The organism is Chryseobacterium sp. SORGH_AS_0447, from assembly GCF_030818695.1.
GTDB lineage: Bacteria > Bacteroidota > Bacteroidia > Flavobacteriales > Weeksellaceae > Chryseobacterium.
In genome coordinates this window covers 2,331,321-2,351,398 of sequence record NZ_JAUTAR010000001.1, presented here as the reverse complement: position 1 = coordinate 2,351,398, position 20,078 = coordinate 2,331,321, and the positions used below count along the sequence as shown (strand labels likewise).

Here is a 20,078-nt window from a genome sequence, read left to right as displayed (position 1 = left end):
TTTAATATGAAGTTCTTAAAATTGCTTCCCTTTTTTCCAATAAATCTGTTATTTCAATTCTATGAGTCAATATTTCTTCATTGCCCCACTTTTTTTCTTTATTTGTGATATTGTAAATTGTCTTCTGTTTAGGAGGAAGATTTGGCCTATAATATTTTCCATCGATGGCCGCTTTTCCGGTTGGATGTTCATTATTCATTTTAGAATTTGAATTCTTACTAACCAAACAAAGGTTTCCAAGATTATCTAGCAAATCCTCGTTAATTTCGTTCTTATAGGATTGCGGAAGATGATGTTCAACTGAATTACGATAAGTAAATTTAAAATCAGAAGGACTTTGAACCCAATACAAATAATCAATAAAATTGAATAAAAAATGTGGAACTTTCACACCGTCATCAAACTTGGAAGAGTCTATATTTACATCAAAATGATTTAAAATTATCCCATCAATAAAATCTTGGTAATCTAAAATACTTATATTAAATCTTTCTTTATTCGAGAAGAAAAGTAATATTTCCTGCAGCCAATTTTTATATTTTCTGTTTCTGAATGTAACTTGTAGGAGTGAGATTGATTTGATTAATCTGTCTTGATTTTCAAAAGTATTTTTATATTTCAGACTAGAAGTATTTCTTTTATAATAATCGTATTTGCAAGGCTTTTGTAAAGTCCATTTATATTTTTCTTCATCTGCTTCTTCATCTGTAGCCTTTACAATAAACCTATCAAAAACAGTACGGTAATAAAGTAAATCATTTACAAAGTCCTTCACGTCTATTCTATCTTTCAAACCTTCGTAAACTCTAATCAAGTCTTTTTCATTTAATGGGATTTCTGTTTCATTTCCATTATCATTATAAGTTTGATATTTTACTTTAAAAATGTGCATTAAAAAGTTTGGAAAATCAATGATAGATTGGTCTCTTCCGGAGTCATCAATATCTTCAATCTCAACTGAATTTATTTTATTAGTCGTATTTCCCAATGCCTGATTGATTGAAAACCCGCTCTTAAAGTGCGTTTCCTCATTCTCAAAATCAACTTGTCTTATTTCATCATAACTTTCTCCAAAGTATTTCTGTCTTTCTTCTGATGAAAATAATTTCTGAATATGCGTATCCATCTGTGAACAAGCATCCCAAATTTTTGAAAACTCATCTTGTTGTTTCTCAAAATAATTTCCTTTTTCATCTCTCAATGTCTCCATCAGATAAGATTTTAGAATTTCGTGTTTCTGCAATTGCTCGCCTCGATTATTCATTATTTCAAAATAATTTGCGACATCCGTATCTTGTGGAATTTCTACACGGACGAGAATTACATTCTCATAAATGAAATTTCTAAATGACGGTTCTAAATTTAGTACTTGATCTAAATACAGTGGAATCTTTTCATCAGGGTTTACAATAGATTGCTGCAGCAAATCTACAGCATTAACCAAATGAGAAACTTTGTAATCAAAAGTAACTTCCGTTGTTTTTCCATTTCTATAATAAGAATCAAAAAAAGACTCTACTTCAGGTCTAGATTCGTAAAAGAGTTTTGGTTCTTTTGCAAGATTCAATATTTTTAGTAATAAAGATAAAGTAGTTAATCGCTGTTGTCCATCAATTACCTCATATAATTCGTCTTTCCTTTTGAGAACAACTAAACTTCCAATAAAGTAATTTAAAGTTGGATTGGTTGCAAACTTTTTAAAATTCTCATACAAGTCCTGAAGCAACTGTTCTATCTCATCTTGCCCCCAGGCATAATTTCTCTGATAAAGAGGAACTATATAGTTGCTTTGAAAAATTTGTTGTAAGCTTTTATTTAGATTTTTAGTTGACATTGTATACTAATTTGAAATCAGTTAATTTTACTTTATTTGAATCAAAAGATTCCAGCTTTATTTGTTGTCCATCAAAAAACTCAATCACTCTCTTAACCCCTTTTTTACAAACTACTTTTTTATTTGCCATTTTTTCCAATCGAATTAAATCAGAATAGGTTTGAGCATTTTCTATGATATTGAATACTTTGTTCTGAACAGGATAATCTGCAACACTTGCGTAGCGTACTTGTTCCTTTTCAAGACGAAGTCTGTAAACCAAGAGATATAAAATCTTATGATATTTCTCAACACCATCTTCTCCAAACTTATCAAACATCAGCATTATCAATGATTTATAAAGTTCAAATAGATATTGATCTCCATCACGATGCGAACCGGAATATTTACAATTTGTTTGAAGAAACGTTTTAAATTCCTTCATATCATCATATTCAGAATGAAAAAGCCTTTTGTATATTTCAACATAAGTCTCTGTATAAACAAAAAAATCTTTTCCATTAACAATGTTTTGGTTGAGTAAAGCAAATGGACTGATTTTCTCAGGCGAAGATTGCTTGAATCTTGACTTAACACCATTTACAGTTATACCCAGTGAGTTTAAATAATGCTGCATTACGTATTGCAATAGTGCTTTATTTTGATAAGGAAAATCAATAGGATGATTCTTACTAACTGTAATTCCTTTAAACTCTTTAATTTCTTTCTTACTAAATTCTGATGCGGTTTCTTTACGACTCCATAAACGGGTTCTGTATAGTTGCTCATTAATGAGCTGTCTTAATAAATCTGAGACTTGGTTGCTTTCTTTATTTGATTGATATCTTGCAGCACTCTCCCAGGTTTTGTCACAAGCAATTTTCTCTTCAAACGTATTGCTTTCCATTGCCCGGATATGATAGGCTTTCAAAAGATTATAAGCTTCCAACTCTTTACCACGACCGTTTTGTGAATCAAACATCTGGAAGGCTTCGGAAAGGTCGCTCACTTTGATTTCTACAAATTCACAATATTCTAAAATATATTTCTCGAAACTATTTGCATCGTTTCCTATATTTTCTTGTAACCAAGATTCAATAAAACTGTTGTTACGAATAATAGAATTGATTGAATCCTGATGATTGTATTGTAATGAATCTCTTAAAACAGACCCAACATCACTACCTAAAGAATTTAGTATCAGTAAAATAGTAGTGATACGCTGTTGACCATCAACGATATTAAGCTTTGCATCCTTACTATTAAGGATTACACTTCCAATCCGATAAGAACTTTTTCCTTCCTTCCAGCTATGGGTAATATCTTTTAACAATAAACGGACATTATCTTCTGTCCAGCGGTAAGGTCTTTGGTAGTTTGGGATTTCCATTTTGTCATCCAAGACTTTGATGACCTTTTTGATTTGAGCGGTTATTTTCTCCAAGTTATTAGTTTTTATCTAGAGGTATTCCAATTTCCTTTGCAAGCTCTTTATACAACTTACTTTGTAATCCTACTGATCCACCACCTTTGTAATTACTATCTTCACCAAAGTACTTTTTAGACAACTCTTGTCCTTCAACAGAATTTTTATTAAAAGACTTAAAAATATCTTTAAAAATCTCCTCTAATTCTTCTAAAGTTAAATCTTTCAAATCCGTTTTATCGTAATTTGGAAATAATCCTAATTTAAAGAGTTCATTTATTTTTCCTAATAATCGAAGGAATGCTCCCAAACTTGTTGTCTTGGTGAGAATTGTAGAATCTTTTTTCTCGATAGAATTAGGCCAATAATCAGATAGTTCGTTTTTTATCGTATTAAAATAAGCAACAAATACCTTAGGAAGCTTTTTGTGTAAATCTAATCTTTCCTGCTCATTTTTTTTAAAATCTTCAACAACATCATTCCATCCACCTTTAGAACTCAATAATGTTAAAATTTGCTCAGTTAGAAAAGCCTGGGAAATAAATCCACTATTTGAAATAAAATTCTTTACGAAACCCTTTAAGGGTGATTTAGAAGATGAATTAAGAAATTTACCTAATTCGTGTGCTACATATAAATTACTTAATTTTTCATCTTTTCCTGATTTAGGAACTTCACCAAAAATATCATAATACAAAGATTTATCTACCGGTTTCTGATTGAAATTTACACTTGCAAATATTTTCGCTTGTTCCCAAATATCATAACCAAATAAAATAGTACAATTAAATTTATAATTCAAAATTCTTTCGCGATTATTTTCTTCAAATAACTTATTTTCTAGATCCTTATATAGTTCGTACATAGCTTTCATCCGATGTTGACCATCAACGATTAAACAGCTTTCCTGTTCTCCAGGTAAATCAAAATCAACAACATTAAACTTATCTTTCGTAAATTCATTATGATCTGAATTTATACTCAAAATCATAGAAGAGGGAAAAAGTATTTCTGTTTCACTATTTTCTAATAGCGTCTCTAAAATGTATTTCTTTATATTTTTAACTCTGATTTCATTAGTTTGTCGCTGATAAAATTTAGAACTTTCATCATTCTCAAAAATTTTATCAGACCAGTTTGATGACATTCTCTGCGTAAATTTTACGATATTTTTTAGATCTTTAAATTTTATTGCTGTAACTAAAATTATATGATCGTTATTTCTGTATAGTTCTATAGCTTTCATTATCATAAAATTAGTTATTTAAATCATTATCGTTATATAAACTTTCGTTATCGTTAGGTGCATCAAATTCTTCTGAAACAGCTTCAGTTAAAACATTGGTATTTTCAGCAGCAGATTGATCTGCATATACTGGAATAGAATTCTCGTTTAAGCTAGAAAGCTCTTCTCTTAATTTATTTAATTTTATATCGAATTCATCTCTCATTGAATTGATAAACTCATCTGATACATTTAATTCTCTTTCATCAAGTTTACGCTGAAAATCAGACGTAAGAGAAGATTCTAATTCGACTTTAATTCCATCCAGCCTACTTACCAGCTCCTCTTTGGTTTTTTCTTCTGCAACTTTTTGAGCAACTTCTTTTGCTTTTTCCTCAGCAATTTTTTTAGCTTCATATTCTGCTGCTTCAATAGTACCTTTTTTCATCTCATTAATTGACTTAAATCCGAAAAATGTAGCAATAGCAACTAAAATTGCTAAAAAACCAGCACCATAAGAAAATAGTTTGCTTCGATCCTCTTGCACCGATAATATAGACTCCATACGTTTATATTGAGCATCAACAGACGAATTGATCTCATTCAAAATCTTTTTGTTATTTTCGTCAAGACCTTTTATTGCTTTTATATTAGCAGAATCTTTATTTATTTTTATTGAGGAAGTATCAACAGATATTATATATTTAATGACAATTTCTTTTGGAGCAGTATTTTTAGTTTCTTTTCCAATTAAACTTGAGACGACCCAAATTAAAGCAATAGTTGCAATTGTTACTATTACAATTGCAGCCCAATTAGCACCGACGATTAAATAATCTAATTTAGTTTCTGGTTTATTAGTTTCTGACATATATAAATCATTAAATTTCTATATCACCCTCATCTCTGTCCCAACACTCAACTGTTTCAGCAGTTGTTTCACATTTTCTTTTGCGGTATCATCTTTAAAACCTCTATCTCTGAAAACAATGCGCAATGGTTTTTCTTGGGCTATTGCTTTAGCAAAATCTTCATCAATACCGTCATCAAAACAACAATACAGAGAATCTCCGGCTATGGCGTAGACTTCTTTGCCCGAAATGTTTTTGCGTTCTATGGGTAAAGACAATGGCAATCCCCAATCGAGCATTACCTGAGTAACCAGATCTTCCGCAGTACGACCTTCTTTTACATTGTCTGCAAAAAGGTCTAGCGTACCTTGGTTATAATCCTGCGGTTTGTAATACACATCCTGCATATTGGAAGAATCTAAACGATAGACACGAAAACCTAAGTCTAATGAAATATTTTTAATAATTTCTTTTTCAATAATATTCGTTGAGTTTTTTGATATTTCATCTCTACTTCCTTCGGAAAGAGTCTTTGAACCAATAGATTTTATTTTCTTGTTCCCATCTATAGTAGCCCAACCAATACTACTTTCTCCAAGATCCAATCCTAATATTTCCTTTTTAGTATTCTCTTTTATTTTATTAGCAGCTCTACGGATACGTTCTTTACCAATCTCACAAATGTTTTTATAACCCGCCTTGTAGGCTTCGCTTTTTTCATCAGTGGCTTCGGGTAATTGCACCATAATGTATTTGCGATTTTCTCCATCTTTTGCATTAAGTTGCATAACGGCGTGGGCAGTTGTTGCAGAACCGGAAAAGAAGTCGAGAATAATATCATTATTTTCATATGAACATTGTTCTATTAGTAATGATAATAAAGCTAATGGCTTAGGAAAATCAAAGAATTTACCTTGCATTAGTTCAGTAACCTCACGCGTACCATCTGTATTAAAACCTGTTAATTTTGAATCTAACCATGTAGAAAAACCAGTTACTGAACTTTGAAGTGCTGCAAGAAATTTTTTCTCCCTTGGTCTTCCACCAGGTTTACTAGGAAACAAAATTCTTTCTTCTTCAATCATTTTTTTTATTGTTTCTTTGCTTTTCGACCATCCTCTATTTGGATTAGGAGGATAGCTATTACCTGTCTTTGGATCAATTATATCAAAGTGAAGATTTGGCCTTTGATTTGCCGTAGCCAGTCCTGAAAGATCTATACTTGCCCATACTCCTCTAGGATCATTGTCACGATTAGTATATTTACTTTCATCAATTTTCCTTCCTTTTAATTTTGCAAAAACAGTTTTTGAATATGCTAGTATATATTCATGGTCAAATGACACTCTACTTTCATTTCTGTTGTCGGTAGTTTGACGTCTTCTCCATTGAAAAACACCTAAGCGATTTACTTCTCCAAAAACTTCATCAGCAATCTTTTTTAAATTATCAACTTCATTATCATCAATAGAAATAAAAATAACGCCATCTTCCGTCAAAAGATTTCTTGCCAGCTTTAATCTTGGGTACATCATAGAAAGCCAGTCAGAATGGTAGCGTCCGTTTGTTTCCGGGTTGGCTACCAAACGTTGGTTGTATTCGTCTTTTTGTCCGCTTTCAAAAAGTTCTTCTTCACCGGCTTTGGCAAAATTATCTTTATACACAAAGTCTTTCCCCGTATTGTAAGGCGGGTCTATATAGATCATTTTAATCTTATTCAGGTAGCTTTCCTGCAAGAGCTTAAGTACTTCCAGATTGTCACCTTCAATGTAGATATTTTCGGTGGTATCAAAATCTACAGAATCTTCTCGCACTGGCCGCAGAGTTTTGGTAGTTGGAATATTGGCGGTAACAATAGCTTCGCGCTTTCCGGGCCATTCCAGTCGGTAGCGCTCTTTATTGCCTTCTACGATTTCGGTAGAGAGTTCCTGTTTCAGCAAATCAAAATCGATCTTTTTGCCTTCTGCCGTTTCGGTAACGCAGTTGGGGAAAAGAGCCGTTATTTTTTCTATCTTAAGGCTGGTTATATCGGTAGATTGTAGGTCTAGTTTATCGTTCATCTTGGTTTATTTTAATTGTGCAATTGATTGAAGTTTTTCGTAAGTGGTAATAACATCAAATTTTACTTCGCCATTACTAATGGTTTTAAAATGTTCTTTCGCACAATGTATTTTTAATTGTTCAATTCCTCTGTGATCCATTATATTTTCAGAACCTTTGGTTTCAGCTACAAAATAGATATGTTTCATTTTTTCACTGTCTAAAACAATTGCCCAGTCGGGACTGTACTTTCCTCCTGGAATTGTGACATAAAATCCTTTAGGCAATTTAGCGTAGACCACAACTTCTGTAGCCTGTTCCAGATTTTTAATAAATTCTTTTTCTATTATAGAATCGGTTTGAAGGAAATCATAAATATGTTTTTGAAGGATTTCTTCGGTACGCAATATATTTTTGCCATTAGTGAAAACCGTTTTTGCATCAAAAGATTCTTCTGTTTTGTGATAGACAATATTGTTGATAATAAGTGAAGCCTTGGTTTCATTGATAAATTTAGCAGATTTGGCAATAAATTCCTCCGGGTTTTTCCTTAAAAGCGCAAAAGTATTTGGTTTCAGCTTCTTAAGAATGGCAACAACTGTCATCCTTTTCAGATTGGTCAAGGCCTCTATTTCGCCAACGATATCATAAGCTACTTCAGTGTAAAGGTCAGAAGATAATTTTTTTGAATCTGTTTTGGTTACATAAATGGCTTCTCCCTCTTTCAACATATTCTTGTCTATCTCATTCATTTCACCGGTCTTAATCTCATACTTTCTTTCAGAGATATGCAAGTCTGCATCAATTCGGATTCTGCTGTCATCAATCAGTTTGTCTGTATCAAATTTCACTTCATACACCGTTTTCAGACTAATCTTTTTCCAAAGTTCCTGAAACTCTTTTTTAGCAAAGTTTTTATTAACCGTTAGAGGAATATTGTCCCGGTCGTCATCTGGTTTAATACCTTCTCCATTATAAACCGATTGCAACAGTTGGATGATTGAAGAAGCATAGGCTACTAAATGTTCCGGGATCGGAACTTCATTTTTTTCAATCAGTTCTTTTCCTTCGGGAGTTATTTTTTTTTCTTTATCAATAATTCCGTTTGCGCGAAGATGAAAAACCAGTTCTTCAGCATCGTCTTCTGTTAAGCGTTTTGTCTCGCCCATTTCGTTAGTCAAAACCTTACCCAGAAAGAATTTAGTATCCGCTTTTACCGGACGGTCTTTCAGTGATTTTGCAATTTCATTCTGCAAACCTTTTGCAAACTCTTCGTAACTCTCAGAAGCAATGACCGTCAATACATTGATGTCGTGAACCTGTTCGCCCACCAATTCGAAATCCTGACGAACACCTCGTTTATCAACCGCCAGACGCATTCCACGACCTACTTCCTGTCTTCTTCTTGTCTGGCTTGCGCTATCAACATTTTTTAATGCACAGATTTGAAATACGTTAGGATTATCCCACCCTTCCTTTAAGGCAGAATGAGAAAAGATAAAACGAGTTGGTTCTTCAAAACTCAACAGCCGTTCTTTATCTTTCATAATCAGATCGTAAGCAGAAACATCATCAGAATCTTCGCTCCCTCTTTTGATCGTGGGGTCAATAGGTTTCCCTTTTTTATCAATAGAAAAGTAACCATTATGCACTAGGTCTGCATCGTCACGTTGCAAATAATCTAAATAACTTCCCGGTGCATAGACTTTTGAAGTTTTATTTACATCGGTCTCAATCACATAATCGGTGTAATCCTGGCGAAACAGATCAACAAACTGATTGATGGCATTCTTGTATTCTTCTTCAAAGATTTGTGCATATTCACCTAAAACTCCCTCTCCCATTTCATCATACTTTCGGTATTTTTCGACCGAATCGATGAAAAATAAGGAAAGAACTTTTATTCCTTTCTCAAATAATACTTTTTCCTTTTGCAAATGTGATAGGATAGTTTCCCTGATTTGAATTCTTCGAAAGGCCAATTCGTCTTTATCGTTGATGATGTCTCCGGGATAAATGTCCTGACCATTAACTACAATCTTATTAAGGTAACCATTAACTTCTGTTACCAGACAGTTTTTATATGCTGGTAAACCACCTGAAACTTCATATAAATCTGTTCCCTGAGCAATTTTTTCACGAACACGTTTTACGCCATTTCCTGATCGTTTTTCATATTCCAAGTAAGCTAAGGGAGGTTTATTTGCACTCAAACTGATGTACTCCAGATATAAATATCCTGTTGTACCCGAAGATCCTTTAAGATTAATTCCTTTAACCTGAATTTTCTTTACCAGCTTTTTATTATAAGCATCTAGTGCATCCAGTCGGAATATTTTATTGTATTCTTCTAAATGCGTAGCTGAATATCGCAAAGTAAAAAGCGGATGAAAATCTTCCATACTCTTTAAAGTAACTGAGCCTTCTCTACCAACAGACTGCGGTTCATCAATAATGATTATAGGCTTCGTTTGCGCAATAATATCTATCGGCCTTCTTGAACCAAAATGATCAAGTTCCTGATGAATACGTCTCGCATCTGCACCTCTTGCGGCAAAAGCCTGTGTATTGATAACCATTACACTGATTCGTCCATCCGAAGCAAAAGTTTCAATATCCTGCGGACGGGAAGAGTTGTAAATAAAAGGACTAATTTTATGTCCATAAATTTCCTGGAAATGATCTTGTGTTAATTCAAAAGTTTTAAAAACCCCTTCTCGGATAGCAATACTTGGTACAATGATGATAAATTTACTCCATCCATATTTTTTATTCAGCTCATACATTGTACGGATATAAGTATAGGTTTTACCCGTACCCGTTTCCATCTCGATTGTAAGATTATAGCCAATCTTAGCTCCTTTTACATAATCTAATTTTTGATTCTCAATTAAGTAGTGCTTCCGCTGGACATTAACAATATTATCAAAAATTTGAGAGTCAGTGATTTGTATGGTACTATTTCTGTAGCCAATAAGTTCTTCTACTTCATATTCTAATGTAGCAATTCCTTTCGCCTGCTCTCTGGCTTTCCGTAAAATTTCAGCTGTCTTCTCAAGCGTAAAGCGATTAGTTTTCAGAGTTTGACCTTCAAAACATTCTACTACAGCATCCACAGCTTGTATTTGAAAATCCTGTTCTTTGAATTGTAACTTCATTAAATAAATAATTTCAATGCGAAAATAACCAATACGATCATAGAAAACAAAATTAACCTTCGATATAGATATTAATGGGGTTAAAAATTATTCTACCCCTAGGACTACATGCTCTCAAAAAAAGAAGTCGCCTGCCCATAATCAATAGATACGGTTACCTTATTGCTGAGGAATCTTGATTCACCTACGATCTCAGCGTAAACAAATTTTGGAACGGACTGCGCATGCAGGAAGGAAAGGATACCGCACAGGGCGGTCAGGAAAAACAGTTTTTTCACGGTCAAAAGTTTTGTCAAATATAGATAAAAAAACGATTTCACAAATATGGGAAACCGTAAAAGATAACTGACAAATTTTTCTTTCCGGCTGTTAAGAAGCTTTTTATTACTTAATCAATTCACTATTGACCCCTGTACTCATAATTGAGCCTGCAATTTCTGGATATAGGATTTCATTCCATGCTGGGATTCCGGCAGGCGTTGTATTTTAGAGGAGAAGGCGTAGGTCCGGCTTTTTTTTCCATTGGTGAGCATCACCTGCATATTTTTCCATGACACCACGACGGCTGGGCGCAGGGACGGCGATCCGGAAAACAACTTTTTCAATATCGGTAAGTTTGTATGTTTTACACAGCAGGTTATTGCTAATCAGGGAACCGTCTTTTATGATAAAAGGGTTAACCGGTATTCTGCCCAACAGGATAAGCGCGAAAACCAGCCGGCGATCTATAGGAAAGCATTTGGATGGCGGTTATATTACGTGGATGCGGTGACCCGGGTTTAGGGATCCGGTTCGGTGAGTTTACCGGCACTGAGGAGTTCGCAGATAGCATCGCTCCAAAAGTGGCCGGCTTCCCTGAATTGAAGTAAAGGGATTATCTGAAACCTTAACTATTCTTTTGAAATATTTTGCTTATTAATTTTCCCATTAATATATAAAGTCACTCTCTTTTTATCAGAAGATTTATTGAATTCTGATTATTCAGGAAACCAATGATAAAAGTATGAATATTTATCTGCGGATTATTGGGCATAATCCTTAGCATCTTTATTTCGGGTAGATCTTTCAATAAATCCTCAAAAGTCATATTCTGATAAAGATTTTTATTTTTTTCGAAATTTTGAAATTTTAAATTTTCTCTTTTGCTTAATTGTTGACTGTATACCAATACTGAAGACATCAGTAATATAAGTAGACAGATTTTATTATATTTTTTTATGATGCTGGTTAGTTACATGGTGTTTGAGAATAAGTATTGCTTCCGTTAGAATTACTCTGTGAAACATTTAATTTTTAAAATTACCATTTTCGTCAGCGCTATACCTGCATTATATTTGTCCAGCATATAAGATTAGGCATTTTCATATGCGTTTTGATTATTTGTATTTGAATCAAAAGCAATATCATTATATTCATCATTTCCCTTAAAGGAAATTGTTCACTTAAAATTTGATTGTAAATATTCAGATGAATAATATATCAAGAAAATTAAAACAGTTTCCGACCTAATGCACAAACAGTTTGTTATAAATTTAAGATCTATAAAAACAAAAGCCGGAGCAAAAAAGGTTCTGCTCCGGTTTAATTATTTATTTTTGTCCTACGATCTTTATCATATGGTCAGGACCGGTTATAAATTTCCGTTCGGGAAATGAGTAATACAATGTATCATTTTCAATTATTTTCTTCGGTTTTTACCCCGATATCAATTTCTTCAAAATCATCAGGCCTCTCCTGAATGGGTTTTTCGAGCTTTATTCCGTCGAGATAGTAGGTAGTACCCAAATAGATTTCATCACCGAAAACAACCCCGTCTATTTTTCTTCTAAAACATTTTCCCGGCTCTGCTTTAATCATATTGTCTGTCTGTTTCATATTTTCATTATTATGTTATCGGATAAATTTTTGATGCAAAATAGCTCCAGTTTGTCGCAGCCTTATAGGCAGAAACACTTCCGGCTGGGACATGAATTTCGACTTTACTAAGCATTAAACTGTTATTAACAAAATTAGTTCCTGCTAGAATAGGTGGTACAGTTGCCAATACTTTAATTATGACTTTAGTAACTTCCGGCGATCCTGAAAATGTACTAATTGGGAAACAATAATCTTCTAAATAATTAATTGAAGCAGGAAGAATTATTGTAGCTTCAGTTTCACCAGGTAGTAAGATAATAGTGATTCCATATGAGTCTATTCTTTCCAATCTTACAGATCCAGAAACGTCAATAAGATTGGAAACCACCTCCTCAACATTTTGACCACGTATGTCATTACTAAGCATCCATTTGAAAATTCTTGTAATATAAGGAAGGGTAAATTTCCCTGCTCTCGGATACATATATTTAAATGAATTTTCTGTATACGTTTTAACATTTTTAAACAGATTAATGTCTAAATATTTTCCATAAATTGGAGAATCTCCCAATTCTTCAATTTTATCAAAACTTCCTGATATATTAGAGCTAGAACTGAATGTGAAAACATCAGAACCTATCTTTTTTATATTTGCCGGAAAAGTAATATTACGTAATGTATTCGATTCGAATGCTCTATCTCCTATTGTCTCTACATTCGTGAAAAATCTAAACTCATCAAAACTGTAAGAAAGATCTCTCGAGGCATTGACAGATGTGTTGAAAGTGTCAGCAGGAATACTGGTAACAGCTCTTGCTTCTGCAAAACTGAGTTCTCCATCACCGTTGGTATTAAAGACATTTAATAAGGTAGCTTTTCTGGTCACGTCCGAAATCTGAATAAAATTGGTAATACTTTTATACGTAAAATGAAAGTCAGGCCAATGGGCTTCCATGAAATCCTTATCTTCTTGATATATCGTAGTAAAGTTCCATGTTCCTTCAACTACAGCATGCGGCGTTGTGTTGCCTGAATCATCAATCCCCTTAGCATTAATGATAGGGAAAAAAGTCTCACTCGAAGCACTGCTGCCATTCAGATTGTTAACCCTTAACCGACTTACATTTTTTAAATAAGAGACAATATTATTCACATTAATCAGAGGACAATCTTTAATAACAAGAGTTTTAATTGAACTTGCTGTAAAAGTTAAGTTAGAATTGGTAATAAATTTTTGGTTGTCCAAAATCAGGGTATTTGCTGTAGAAGGAAGCGTTAAAGACACAAGCAAACCACCTTTGGGCAATAATACCGAAGATATTCCTGTACCTGCAGCAGAGACTCTCTTAATACTTGTACAGGCAGTTAAATCTATTGACTGTTTTAGATTTGGACAGTTCGTTACATCCAATTCTTCCAGAATCGTGTTATTGCCGATAAACAAGTTCCTCAAATTTTGATTTGAATAACCCGAAATTTGACTTCCGATTCTTAATCTTGATAAATTCAAAGCCTTTGATACATCAAGCGTTCCAAGATACTTTCCGGACAAATCCCCAAGATCTTTAATTGCTGAAGCTCCGTAAATAATGGTTTCAGTGTCATTGAAGGTGATGGCCGGAGCCTGTACCAGGGAGGCGACATTTTTTCGCAATCGTGCCCTGTTGATGTAAGAACCAAATTTAATTTTTGTATACCCGTCTTTCTGAGCCGTTAATAAAAAATTAGCATTTGGAGGAACTGCAGGCGTGCCCGAAGGTGTATAAAGCCTCATGGTAATATAGTCCGAAGAAAAAGTAGAGGTGTCGTATTTCCCGTCCATGTATCTGAAACGATTCAGTAACCAATAGTTTCTGTGTGATTTTCTTGAGCCCTGTGCGGTATATAAATAACTTCCGTTCCCGGCTGCCACCAAAGGATCAATATACTTGTACTTTGCATCTTCGTTGAAAATACTTTCCGCCCATTGGTCAGATTCTAAGGTGTTAAAATACGTGTTGCACTTATCATAAGTCAGAATGCCTGAAGTTCTCATTTGCTGATACAAAGCCGTAATTTCAGTATCAAAAGCAACTTCAACCAATTTCCAAAGCTCTGAAAGCGCGCCATTCCAAACAAAACCGCTACCTACCTGGTCGTGGGCTTCTACCCAATAATCATATACATTGTGCCCTTCATTGTTAAGGCCTAAAACCGTGTCGTTGTCGTAAAAAATAAGATACCAACGATTGTTTCCTTCAGCATCCGGATACATCGCAAACATCTGATTTTTAGCGCGCTGATCGACCATGGCGAAAAACTCAGTAAAAACATAATAAAAGAGTAAAAATTGAATATTGAAATGATCCTGAGCCTCGGTCCTGAATTTTGCAGGATTATTTTTGCAGCTGACGATCCAGGAATGCAAAGCTTCAAGATTCGAAGTATCTTCATTATTTTCCGGATATCTTCCCTCAAAGTCATTTTTCCACAAATGCTTACCATTCTCATCTATACTTTGAAAATCGGTAGCAATAAACAACGTGTTATCTGACGTATTGTTTAAAAATTCCCAGCATTCCTGACCACCTGTAAAACCTGTTGTTGCTTCATTCGACTTATCATTATTGAAATTATATTTTCCTAGAAAAATACGCTCAGAATCTGGTGCAGCACGATGAAAAATAAGCATCGGAAACCCGTCCATTGTGGTTCTGATATTAGGATCTGCTAACTGAGGAGGAACCAGATAGCCTAACTGATTCAGAGAATCTTGTGCAAGCCTCGCCAGACCAATATTGTGAGAACCGGAGGACTCCATAAAATCGGCTTTAAAAGTAAATGTCTTTTCAGCCAATGAATGATCACGAAGCTTATACCTGGAAGAAACTAATTCTCCATTTTTAAAGCCTCCGTTAAATTTGATTTTAAAGTTTTTCCGTGGGTAATATTGAGAAGACGTTCCCTGAACATCAATACTCGCATTTACATAAGAAAACGATTTTGCAGGATCTTGGGCATTTTCATATTCTCCAACAATTGTTTTTTTATCACCCTTATAACTTGGCAGATCCCCGACAATGGTTAAGCATGGAATGGATTGTAAACATTTATCGTAGGACAAATTTCCGAACGCATCGTACAATTTATTTCTCTCGTAAATGCTGACTTTTTCAACCAGGTTATCCATGTCTGCAATGAAATTGGACAACATCTGATCGGCGTTTAGATTATTATTATACACCCTGATGTTATATAGATTAATAGTACAGTCACTGCTTCCAATGGTTATGTTTTGGGGAACTTGCTGTAAAAAGCTGTCTAATGAATTATACTGATATAAGGAAGATATAATTCCATTGATATATACAAACACCAATCTTTGGTCTGCAACCTTTGTAACGACTACACTGACACGGATTCTTTCCTCTTCTTTGAAAAAAATTGAAGTTCCGTCCTGCTCAGAACTGAACGAAAAAGAATTTGAAGTGGCAACAAATCCGACATTTCCATTTTTGCATGAAAGAATAGTACTGTCACTGTTTTTTATATCTGAAGTTGAAAATTCAAATTCTAATGTTTTACCACCAGTTTTAAAATCGTTATCAAATATTTTAAAAGGAATCTCAACCCTTGCATTTCCGCTCACTTTAAGCGCCACAGAACCCTTTGCATCCTGAATCCACCCATTGGTGCTGAAATCAAAATCAGTAAGAGTGCATGATAAGTTTTTGTATTTCCACTCGTTTTTGTTAATTTCTGAATTGCTTCTGTTTCGGCTGCTTAAAAATAATTCCAGGCCTAACGTTTCGGCTTCAACCTGGATATCAAACGCCGTTACAACGACGGAAGTGTTTTTTGTGACACTGCCACATGTAAAAGTCACAGTGTGCGCCCCTGAGTCCGTAAATGTATAGGTGAACTTCTGCAGGCTTCTGTTTACCAGTAGTTCAGAAACCTTCACGCCGTCGACCAAAATCTCAACATCGCTGTAATTTGACGATGGTGAATACACCAGATATTCGATTGAAGCCGGAGCGTATTGATTAGCGGTAACATTATTTGCTGAAGAAACCAGAGGCGTCAAATTACCGGCAACAGCACAGATGATGTCTGTAAACAAGTGGTTGCTTTCAATGATTTCTCCTGACAAATCAGCGGTCATATATACTTCTAAATTATGTACGCCATGAGGCTGCACAGGGATTTCATATAATAATTCTTTATTATTAATTGAAGTAACTACGGACGGAAGATCTGATCCGTTTAATTTGAAATGAATGGTCTTCTCGACATTCCCGGTTGGGATATACCGGAAAATTACCGGTCCCGAATTGATGGTGGTTTTGTCGTAGGTAGTACTTACCGCAAGCGCTACTGTCTGAATAGTATATTTTAATTGTCTGTTATTTCCATAACTGTCCGTGATACTTAAGGTAATGGTATTATCTCCCGCCAAAATATAGGGCGTGATATCAATATCATTGATTCCCTGATTAATGTTTTTATTAAACAGAATCGTATTTCCTTTTAAAATACTTGCAGTTCCGCCACCAGTCTCGCTGCCATCAATGCTGTCGACGGATGACCACGAAAAAACGATTCTGACTTCACTTCCAAATGATTTTACGAAGGCTGCAGGTATTTCAGATTTTGCGCGGCAAACAATTCCGTTGGCGCCTCCGCTTCCCCCGCCACCAGTTCCATATTCACTTTCTGACTTTTCTCCTGAAGCTGAATAGGCAATCTGTTTAATGATTTTTCCATCTTCATTTTTAATAAAAAACATGACCGGATACATGAAATGATCTGCAACTTCTTTATCTGATCTTTCATAATTTGTGAAATAAATTTTTCCTGTATATCTCATTTTAATCTTCTTGTGTTAAATCAACAAAACCACCTTCTCCGCCTCCAGACATACCAATTTCAAGAACAGACCAAACAAAACCGTCAAAAGAGATTATTCCGAAATTTTCAATCGTAACTCCTGAAGCATTTTCGTAGACTCCGCTCCCTGCCCAAAACCATTTTGTTGACCCGGGCTTAACGGTAATACGATCAGTAGGCCTTAAAATTCCTCCAAAGGAAAAGTTTGTTCCTGAACTTTTAAGCAATTCGATCTGCTCGCTGTTTTCTTTAATATAGTCATTTAAACCCGTTATCTCATCCATCCTGATATTTTCATCTAAATGACGGAATGAAGAAAAGGTCTGCTGAAACTGATTTTCTGTGGGCATATCACCCTTTTCAAACCAGCTGAAAATTGTTTCTAATGGTACTTTCATTGTTATTATTAAAATTAGTTTTTATAAAATTGATCATTTGAGGGAAAGCCTGTTCTTGACAGACTTATTATAGTTAAAGAGAACTCTGTGTTTTTTGAGCAATTATTGATTTCCGCCATCTTTTACCGTACGATCAGCCGATGGATCATTTATTGGGTTGCACATAAGAAAACCCATATTTTCGAAATATTTTTTTTAATTTTATTTTGAAAAAACTACATTTTTTTACATTTTTCTATAATGTCTTCTCGGTATACTTTTTTGGCCCCAATAATGATCCACCTTTTTTTAGCGTTCAAATTTCATAGTTTTTTAGCTCTTACAAAAGTTTTCAGACCTCGCTATACTGTAGTTGCAGTAACAAGTATTTTTAACCGAAATTAAGACGGTATCAAATAAAAATCCGTTTATACTAATAATATCTATATCATTAGCATAAATGACTTGTGAATACAGACTGTGAATTCAGAATGAAAAATTTCTATTGAAATGTTGGAGCATACATCAGCCAATAGATTAAGATCAGTGAGTGGGGACAGGTTTTTGTAAAAGAGTGATCAGAGTTTATTTTGAAAACTGATCCTGAAATTAAAGGTTTTTTTTGATAAAAACCTGTGGAGGATGAAACAGTTCGATGAAGCTTATAAAAATTCTCCAACATTCTCGCCATTGGTGAGAGAAATGAGCTGGAGCTATAACATGATTATTTTTTCTCGGTATAAAAGATCGGAAGAACAGGAATTTTATCTCAAGATCCCTAAACAAAAAGGCTACAGTAAAGTTCCGAATGCTGGAACTGGGCTCTTAATCCATTTTCAATAACCCCTATTTTACGTAGTTGGAACTAAAACAGGTAACGGTATCTGTACATAGAGTCGGTTTTAATTCCTGTTAGAAATAATGAAAATAACGATGTGGCGGCTTCGGCTCCGCTGAGCGACCGGAAAGAGCTAAAGCCACTGGAATCACAATAAAAATCCCCATCCCTGGTAGGATGGAGATCAGAATTCGGTCGGCACGCCCGGTTATGCCATCGTCAGCGCGCCGAGGTAGGAGCTGTTGGAAGCCGAGGTCTCTTCCGTGTTATGGAAATAGGCCCAGACCTGTACCTGCTTTCCGGAGTAGTAATCCGGCAGCGTGAGATCCGAGGTCAGGCCGGTTCTCACGGCAACCGATTCAAAAAGCTCAAAGGTACCGAGGTCTTCACTGTAGCAGACCGCACTGGCCTTATCCGTGGCCGAGGCATTGCCCTGAGCAGAATTGTCCTGCCAGGAAAGCCGGATGATGTTTCCCGGCTGCACGGCTGCGGCAATGTCCTGGAATCCGGCCAGGTCGCCTCTCGTGATCAGCACTTTGTTGTAGACCAGTTGCGGAATATCCGCCGTTACCTGTACCGCTTCGCTGATGGTATACGATACCGCCAGGTTCACCCTGGATTTCGAGCCGCTTCCTGATCCGAAATACCGGTTCTGGATCGCAGTCAGCGGCTTGAGGAAATCGATCACCAGCTTAAACTTCAGCTGCTGGAGCATCTGCCTGCCGGTTGCCTTCCGGCTGCTCGGTTTGGGTATGCTCCTGATGATGTCCTGTCCGCGCCAGCTGGCGCCTACTACCGTTCCTACTTTTCCTGAGAATCCGCCGAGGATTCCTTTTGTGATTCTTGCCATTGTATGTTGTTTTTATAGGTTAACGGAACGAAAATAAAACAGGTTTTCCGGTTTTCAAATAGCCGGGAAAGCAGTGTCCGATTTTGGCCGCTTTTGGCAGGTTTTGTCAGGTCTCTTCCTGCCTTTCTTCGGTCGTTCTTCGGGAATCCTTCGGTACTTGTTCGGAAAAAAGATGTTTTTTCCGAACAAGTACCGGACAAGTACCGGACGAAACCCTGAAAAACCGGTTTACTGGAATTGATCGTTTTATGTCGACGGTCTGAGGGGTTACTGTTAAAAATCAGGGCCGGGCATTCCTTTCCGGAGATTCTGCCTAATCAGCAGCGATCGATCGGACCAATCATAAAAATTGAGATCCAGGGTTGAATGGGCTTCTGCTTTTAAGTTGGGAAAAATGATCTTTCGGATCATTCTATGGATACACACAATAAAACAGCCCCTGAGAAGGGGCTGTTTCAATACCGATGCATGGTAAAACTATTTTATATTTGCTGGGTAAGCAATCCGGCACCGGCTTTCTGACGCTCGAAGGTGACCACGCTTTGCCTCAGCATTTTTGCTGTAAACACCTGAAAAGTATCCGGGTCCGGCGTATATTTGAAATATCTGTTTTTACCTTTTATAATTGCGGTGATCTTTTTACAGGCTTTATCGAAATCTTCCGGGTTTACCTGCATCGTATAAGTTCCTGAGGCATGCCTGACTGTTATTTTTCCGGTATCCATATGATGTTGTTTATAGTATAGCATACGATTTTAATGCCGAACCGTGCCT

Annotated in this window: 14 protein-coding genes; 2 read left to right on the top strand and 12 right to left on the bottom strand. The window is 35.5% G+C overall.

Going from position 1 to position 20,078, the window contains the following annotated elements:
- Position 1 precedes the first annotated feature (1 nt).
- The 7 genes from QE422_RS10850 to QE422_RS10820 all read right to left on the bottom strand — a co-directional run bounded on the left by QE422_RS10850 (position 2) and on the right by QE422_RS10820 (position 10,809).
- The gene (locus tag QE422_RS10850) at positions 2-1,834 is read right to left on the bottom strand and encodes a DUF262 domain-containing protein (RefSeq protein ID WP_307457965.1); all 1,833 of its coding nucleotides are present in this window, start codon (positions 1,832-1,834) and stop codon (positions 2-4) included.
- Positions 1,824-3,257: a DUF262 domain-containing protein gene (locus QE422_RS10845; protein ID WP_307457962.1), complete on the bottom strand. Its 1,434-nt coding sequence runs from the start codon at positions 3,255-3,257 to the stop codon at positions 1,824-1,826. The genes QE422_RS10850 and QE422_RS10845 overlap by 11 nt, the downstream gene beginning before the upstream one ends.
- Before the next feature lie 4 nt (positions 3,258-3,261).
- Positions 3,262-4,485 carry a DGQHR domain-containing protein gene (locus tag QE422_RS10840; RefSeq protein ID WP_307457960.1) on the bottom strand — a complete coding sequence of 408 codons (1,224 nt, stop codon included), beginning with the start codon at positions 4,483-4,485 and terminating at the stop codon, positions 3,262-3,264.
- Between the two features lie 10 nt (positions 4,486-4,495).
- Positions 4,496-5,335, bottom strand: coding sequence for a hypothetical protein (locus QE422_RS10835; protein WP_307457958.1), 840 nt, complete (start codon positions 5,333-5,335; stop codon positions 4,496-4,498).
- Positions 5,336-5,353: 18 nt separating this feature from the next.
- Positions 5,354-7,375, bottom strand: a complete 2,022-nt coding sequence (locus tag QE422_RS10830) for a site-specific DNA-methyltransferase (protein WP_307457955.1) — start codon at positions 7,373-7,375, stop codon at positions 5,354-5,356.
- 6 nt (positions 7,376-7,381) lie between these two features.
- Complete coding sequence (locus QE422_RS10825) at positions 7,382-10,513, bottom strand: type III restriction-modification system endonuclease (protein ID WP_307457950.1); 3,132 nt, start codon at positions 10,511-10,513, stop codon at positions 7,382-7,384.
- Between the two features lie 104 nt (positions 10,514-10,617).
- Entirely contained in the window at positions 10,618-10,809 is a 192-nt protein-coding gene (locus QE422_RS10820) for a hypothetical protein (RefSeq protein WP_307457948.1), read from the bottom strand.
- Positions 10,810-11,038: 229 nt separating this feature from the next.
- On the opposite strand from QE422_RS10820, the gene QE422_RS10815 reads away from it, so the two are divergent.
- On the top strand, positions 11,039-11,296 hold the full coding sequence (locus QE422_RS10815; protein WP_307457945.1) for a hypothetical protein: 258 nt from the start codon (positions 11,039-11,041) through the stop codon (positions 11,294-11,296).
- Positions 11,297-12,187: 891 nt separating this feature from the next.
- Here QE422_RS10815 and QE422_RS10810 read toward each other — a convergent pair.
- From QE422_RS10810 to QE422_RS10800, 3 genes are read right to left on the bottom strand one after another with little or no spacing between them, the layout of a single operon-like run.
- Positions 12,188-12,388, bottom strand: coding sequence for a hypothetical protein (locus QE422_RS10810; RefSeq protein ID WP_307457942.1), 201 nt, complete (start codon positions 12,386-12,388; stop codon positions 12,188-12,190).
- Between the two features lie 10 nt (positions 12,389-12,398).
- Positions 12,399-17,219 carry a leucine-rich repeat protein gene (locus tag QE422_RS10805; RefSeq protein WP_307457939.1) on the bottom strand — a complete coding sequence of 1,607 codons (4,821 nt, stop codon included), beginning with the start codon at positions 17,217-17,219 and terminating at the stop codon, positions 12,399-12,401.
- Position 17,220: 1 nt separating this feature from the next.
- Positions 17,221-17,637, bottom strand: a complete 417-nt coding sequence (locus QE422_RS10800; protein WP_307457937.1) for a hypothetical protein — start codon at positions 17,635-17,637, stop codon at positions 17,221-17,223.
- 621 nt (positions 17,638-18,258) lie between these two features.
- Here QE422_RS10800 and QE422_RS10795 point away from each other — a divergent pair.
- Positions 18,259-18,459 (top strand): DUF1016 N-terminal domain-containing protein, encoded by a 201-nt coding sequence (locus QE422_RS10795; protein WP_373463370.1) that lies wholly within the window; start codon positions 18,259-18,261, stop codon positions 18,457-18,459.
- A gap of 203 nt (positions 18,460-18,662) precedes the next feature.
- Here QE422_RS10795 and QE422_RS10790 read toward each other — a convergent pair whose 3' ends face one another.
- On the bottom strand, positions 18,663-19,304 hold the full coding sequence (locus tag QE422_RS10790; protein ID WP_307457934.1) for a DUF6266 family protein: 642 nt from the start codon (positions 19,302-19,304) through the stop codon (positions 18,663-18,665).
- Between the two features lie 482 nt (positions 19,305-19,786).
- Entirely contained in the window at positions 19,787-20,029 is a 243-nt protein-coding gene (locus tag QE422_RS10785) for a hypothetical protein (protein ID WP_307457932.1), read from the bottom strand.
- Positions 20,030-20,078: the final 49 nt, after the last annotated feature.

Excerpts from the sequence above, each read along its gene's own strand:
- QE422_RS10800 (WP_307457937.1), bottom strand. The coding sequence starts at position 17,637 with ATGAAAGTACCATTAGAAACAATTTTCAGCTGGTTTGAAAAGGGTGAT.
- QE422_RS10830 (WP_307457955.1), bottom strand. The coding sequence starts at position 7,375 with ATGAACGATAAACTAGACCTACAATCTACCGATATAACCAGCCTTAAG.
- QE422_RS10795 (WP_373463370.1), top strand. The coding sequence starts at position 18,259 with ATGAAACAGTTCGATGAAGCTTATAAAAATTCTCCAACATTCTCGCCA.
- QE422_RS10840 (WP_307457960.1), bottom strand. The coding sequence starts at position 4,485 with ATGAAAGCTATAGAACTATACAGAAATAACGATCATATAATTTTAGTT.
- QE422_RS10850 (WP_307457965.1), bottom strand. The coding sequence starts at position 1,834 with ATGTCAACTAAAAATCTAAATAAAAGCTTACAACAAATTTTTCAAAGC.
- QE422_RS10790 (WP_307457934.1), bottom strand. The coding sequence starts at position 19,304 with ATGGCAAGAATCACAAAAGGAATCCTCGGCGGATTCTCAGGAAAAGTA.
- QE422_RS10785 (WP_307457932.1), bottom strand. The coding sequence starts at position 20,029 with ATGGATACCGGAAAAATAACAGTCAGGCATGCCTCAGGAACTTATACG.
- QE422_RS10825 (WP_307457950.1), bottom strand. The coding sequence starts at position 10,513 with ATGAAGTTACAATTCAAAGAACAGGATTTTCAAATACAAGCTGTGGAT.
- QE422_RS10810 (WP_307457942.1), bottom strand. The coding sequence starts at position 12,388 with ATGAAACAGACAGACAATATGATTAAAGCAGAGCCGGGAAAATGTTTT.
- QE422_RS10805 (WP_307457939.1), bottom strand. The coding sequence starts at position 17,219 with ATGAGATATACAGGAAAAATTTATTTCACAAATTATGAAAGATCAGAT.
- QE422_RS10835 (WP_307457958.1), bottom strand. The coding sequence starts at position 5,335 with ATGTCAGAAACTAATAAACCAGAAACTAAATTAGATTATTTAATCGTC.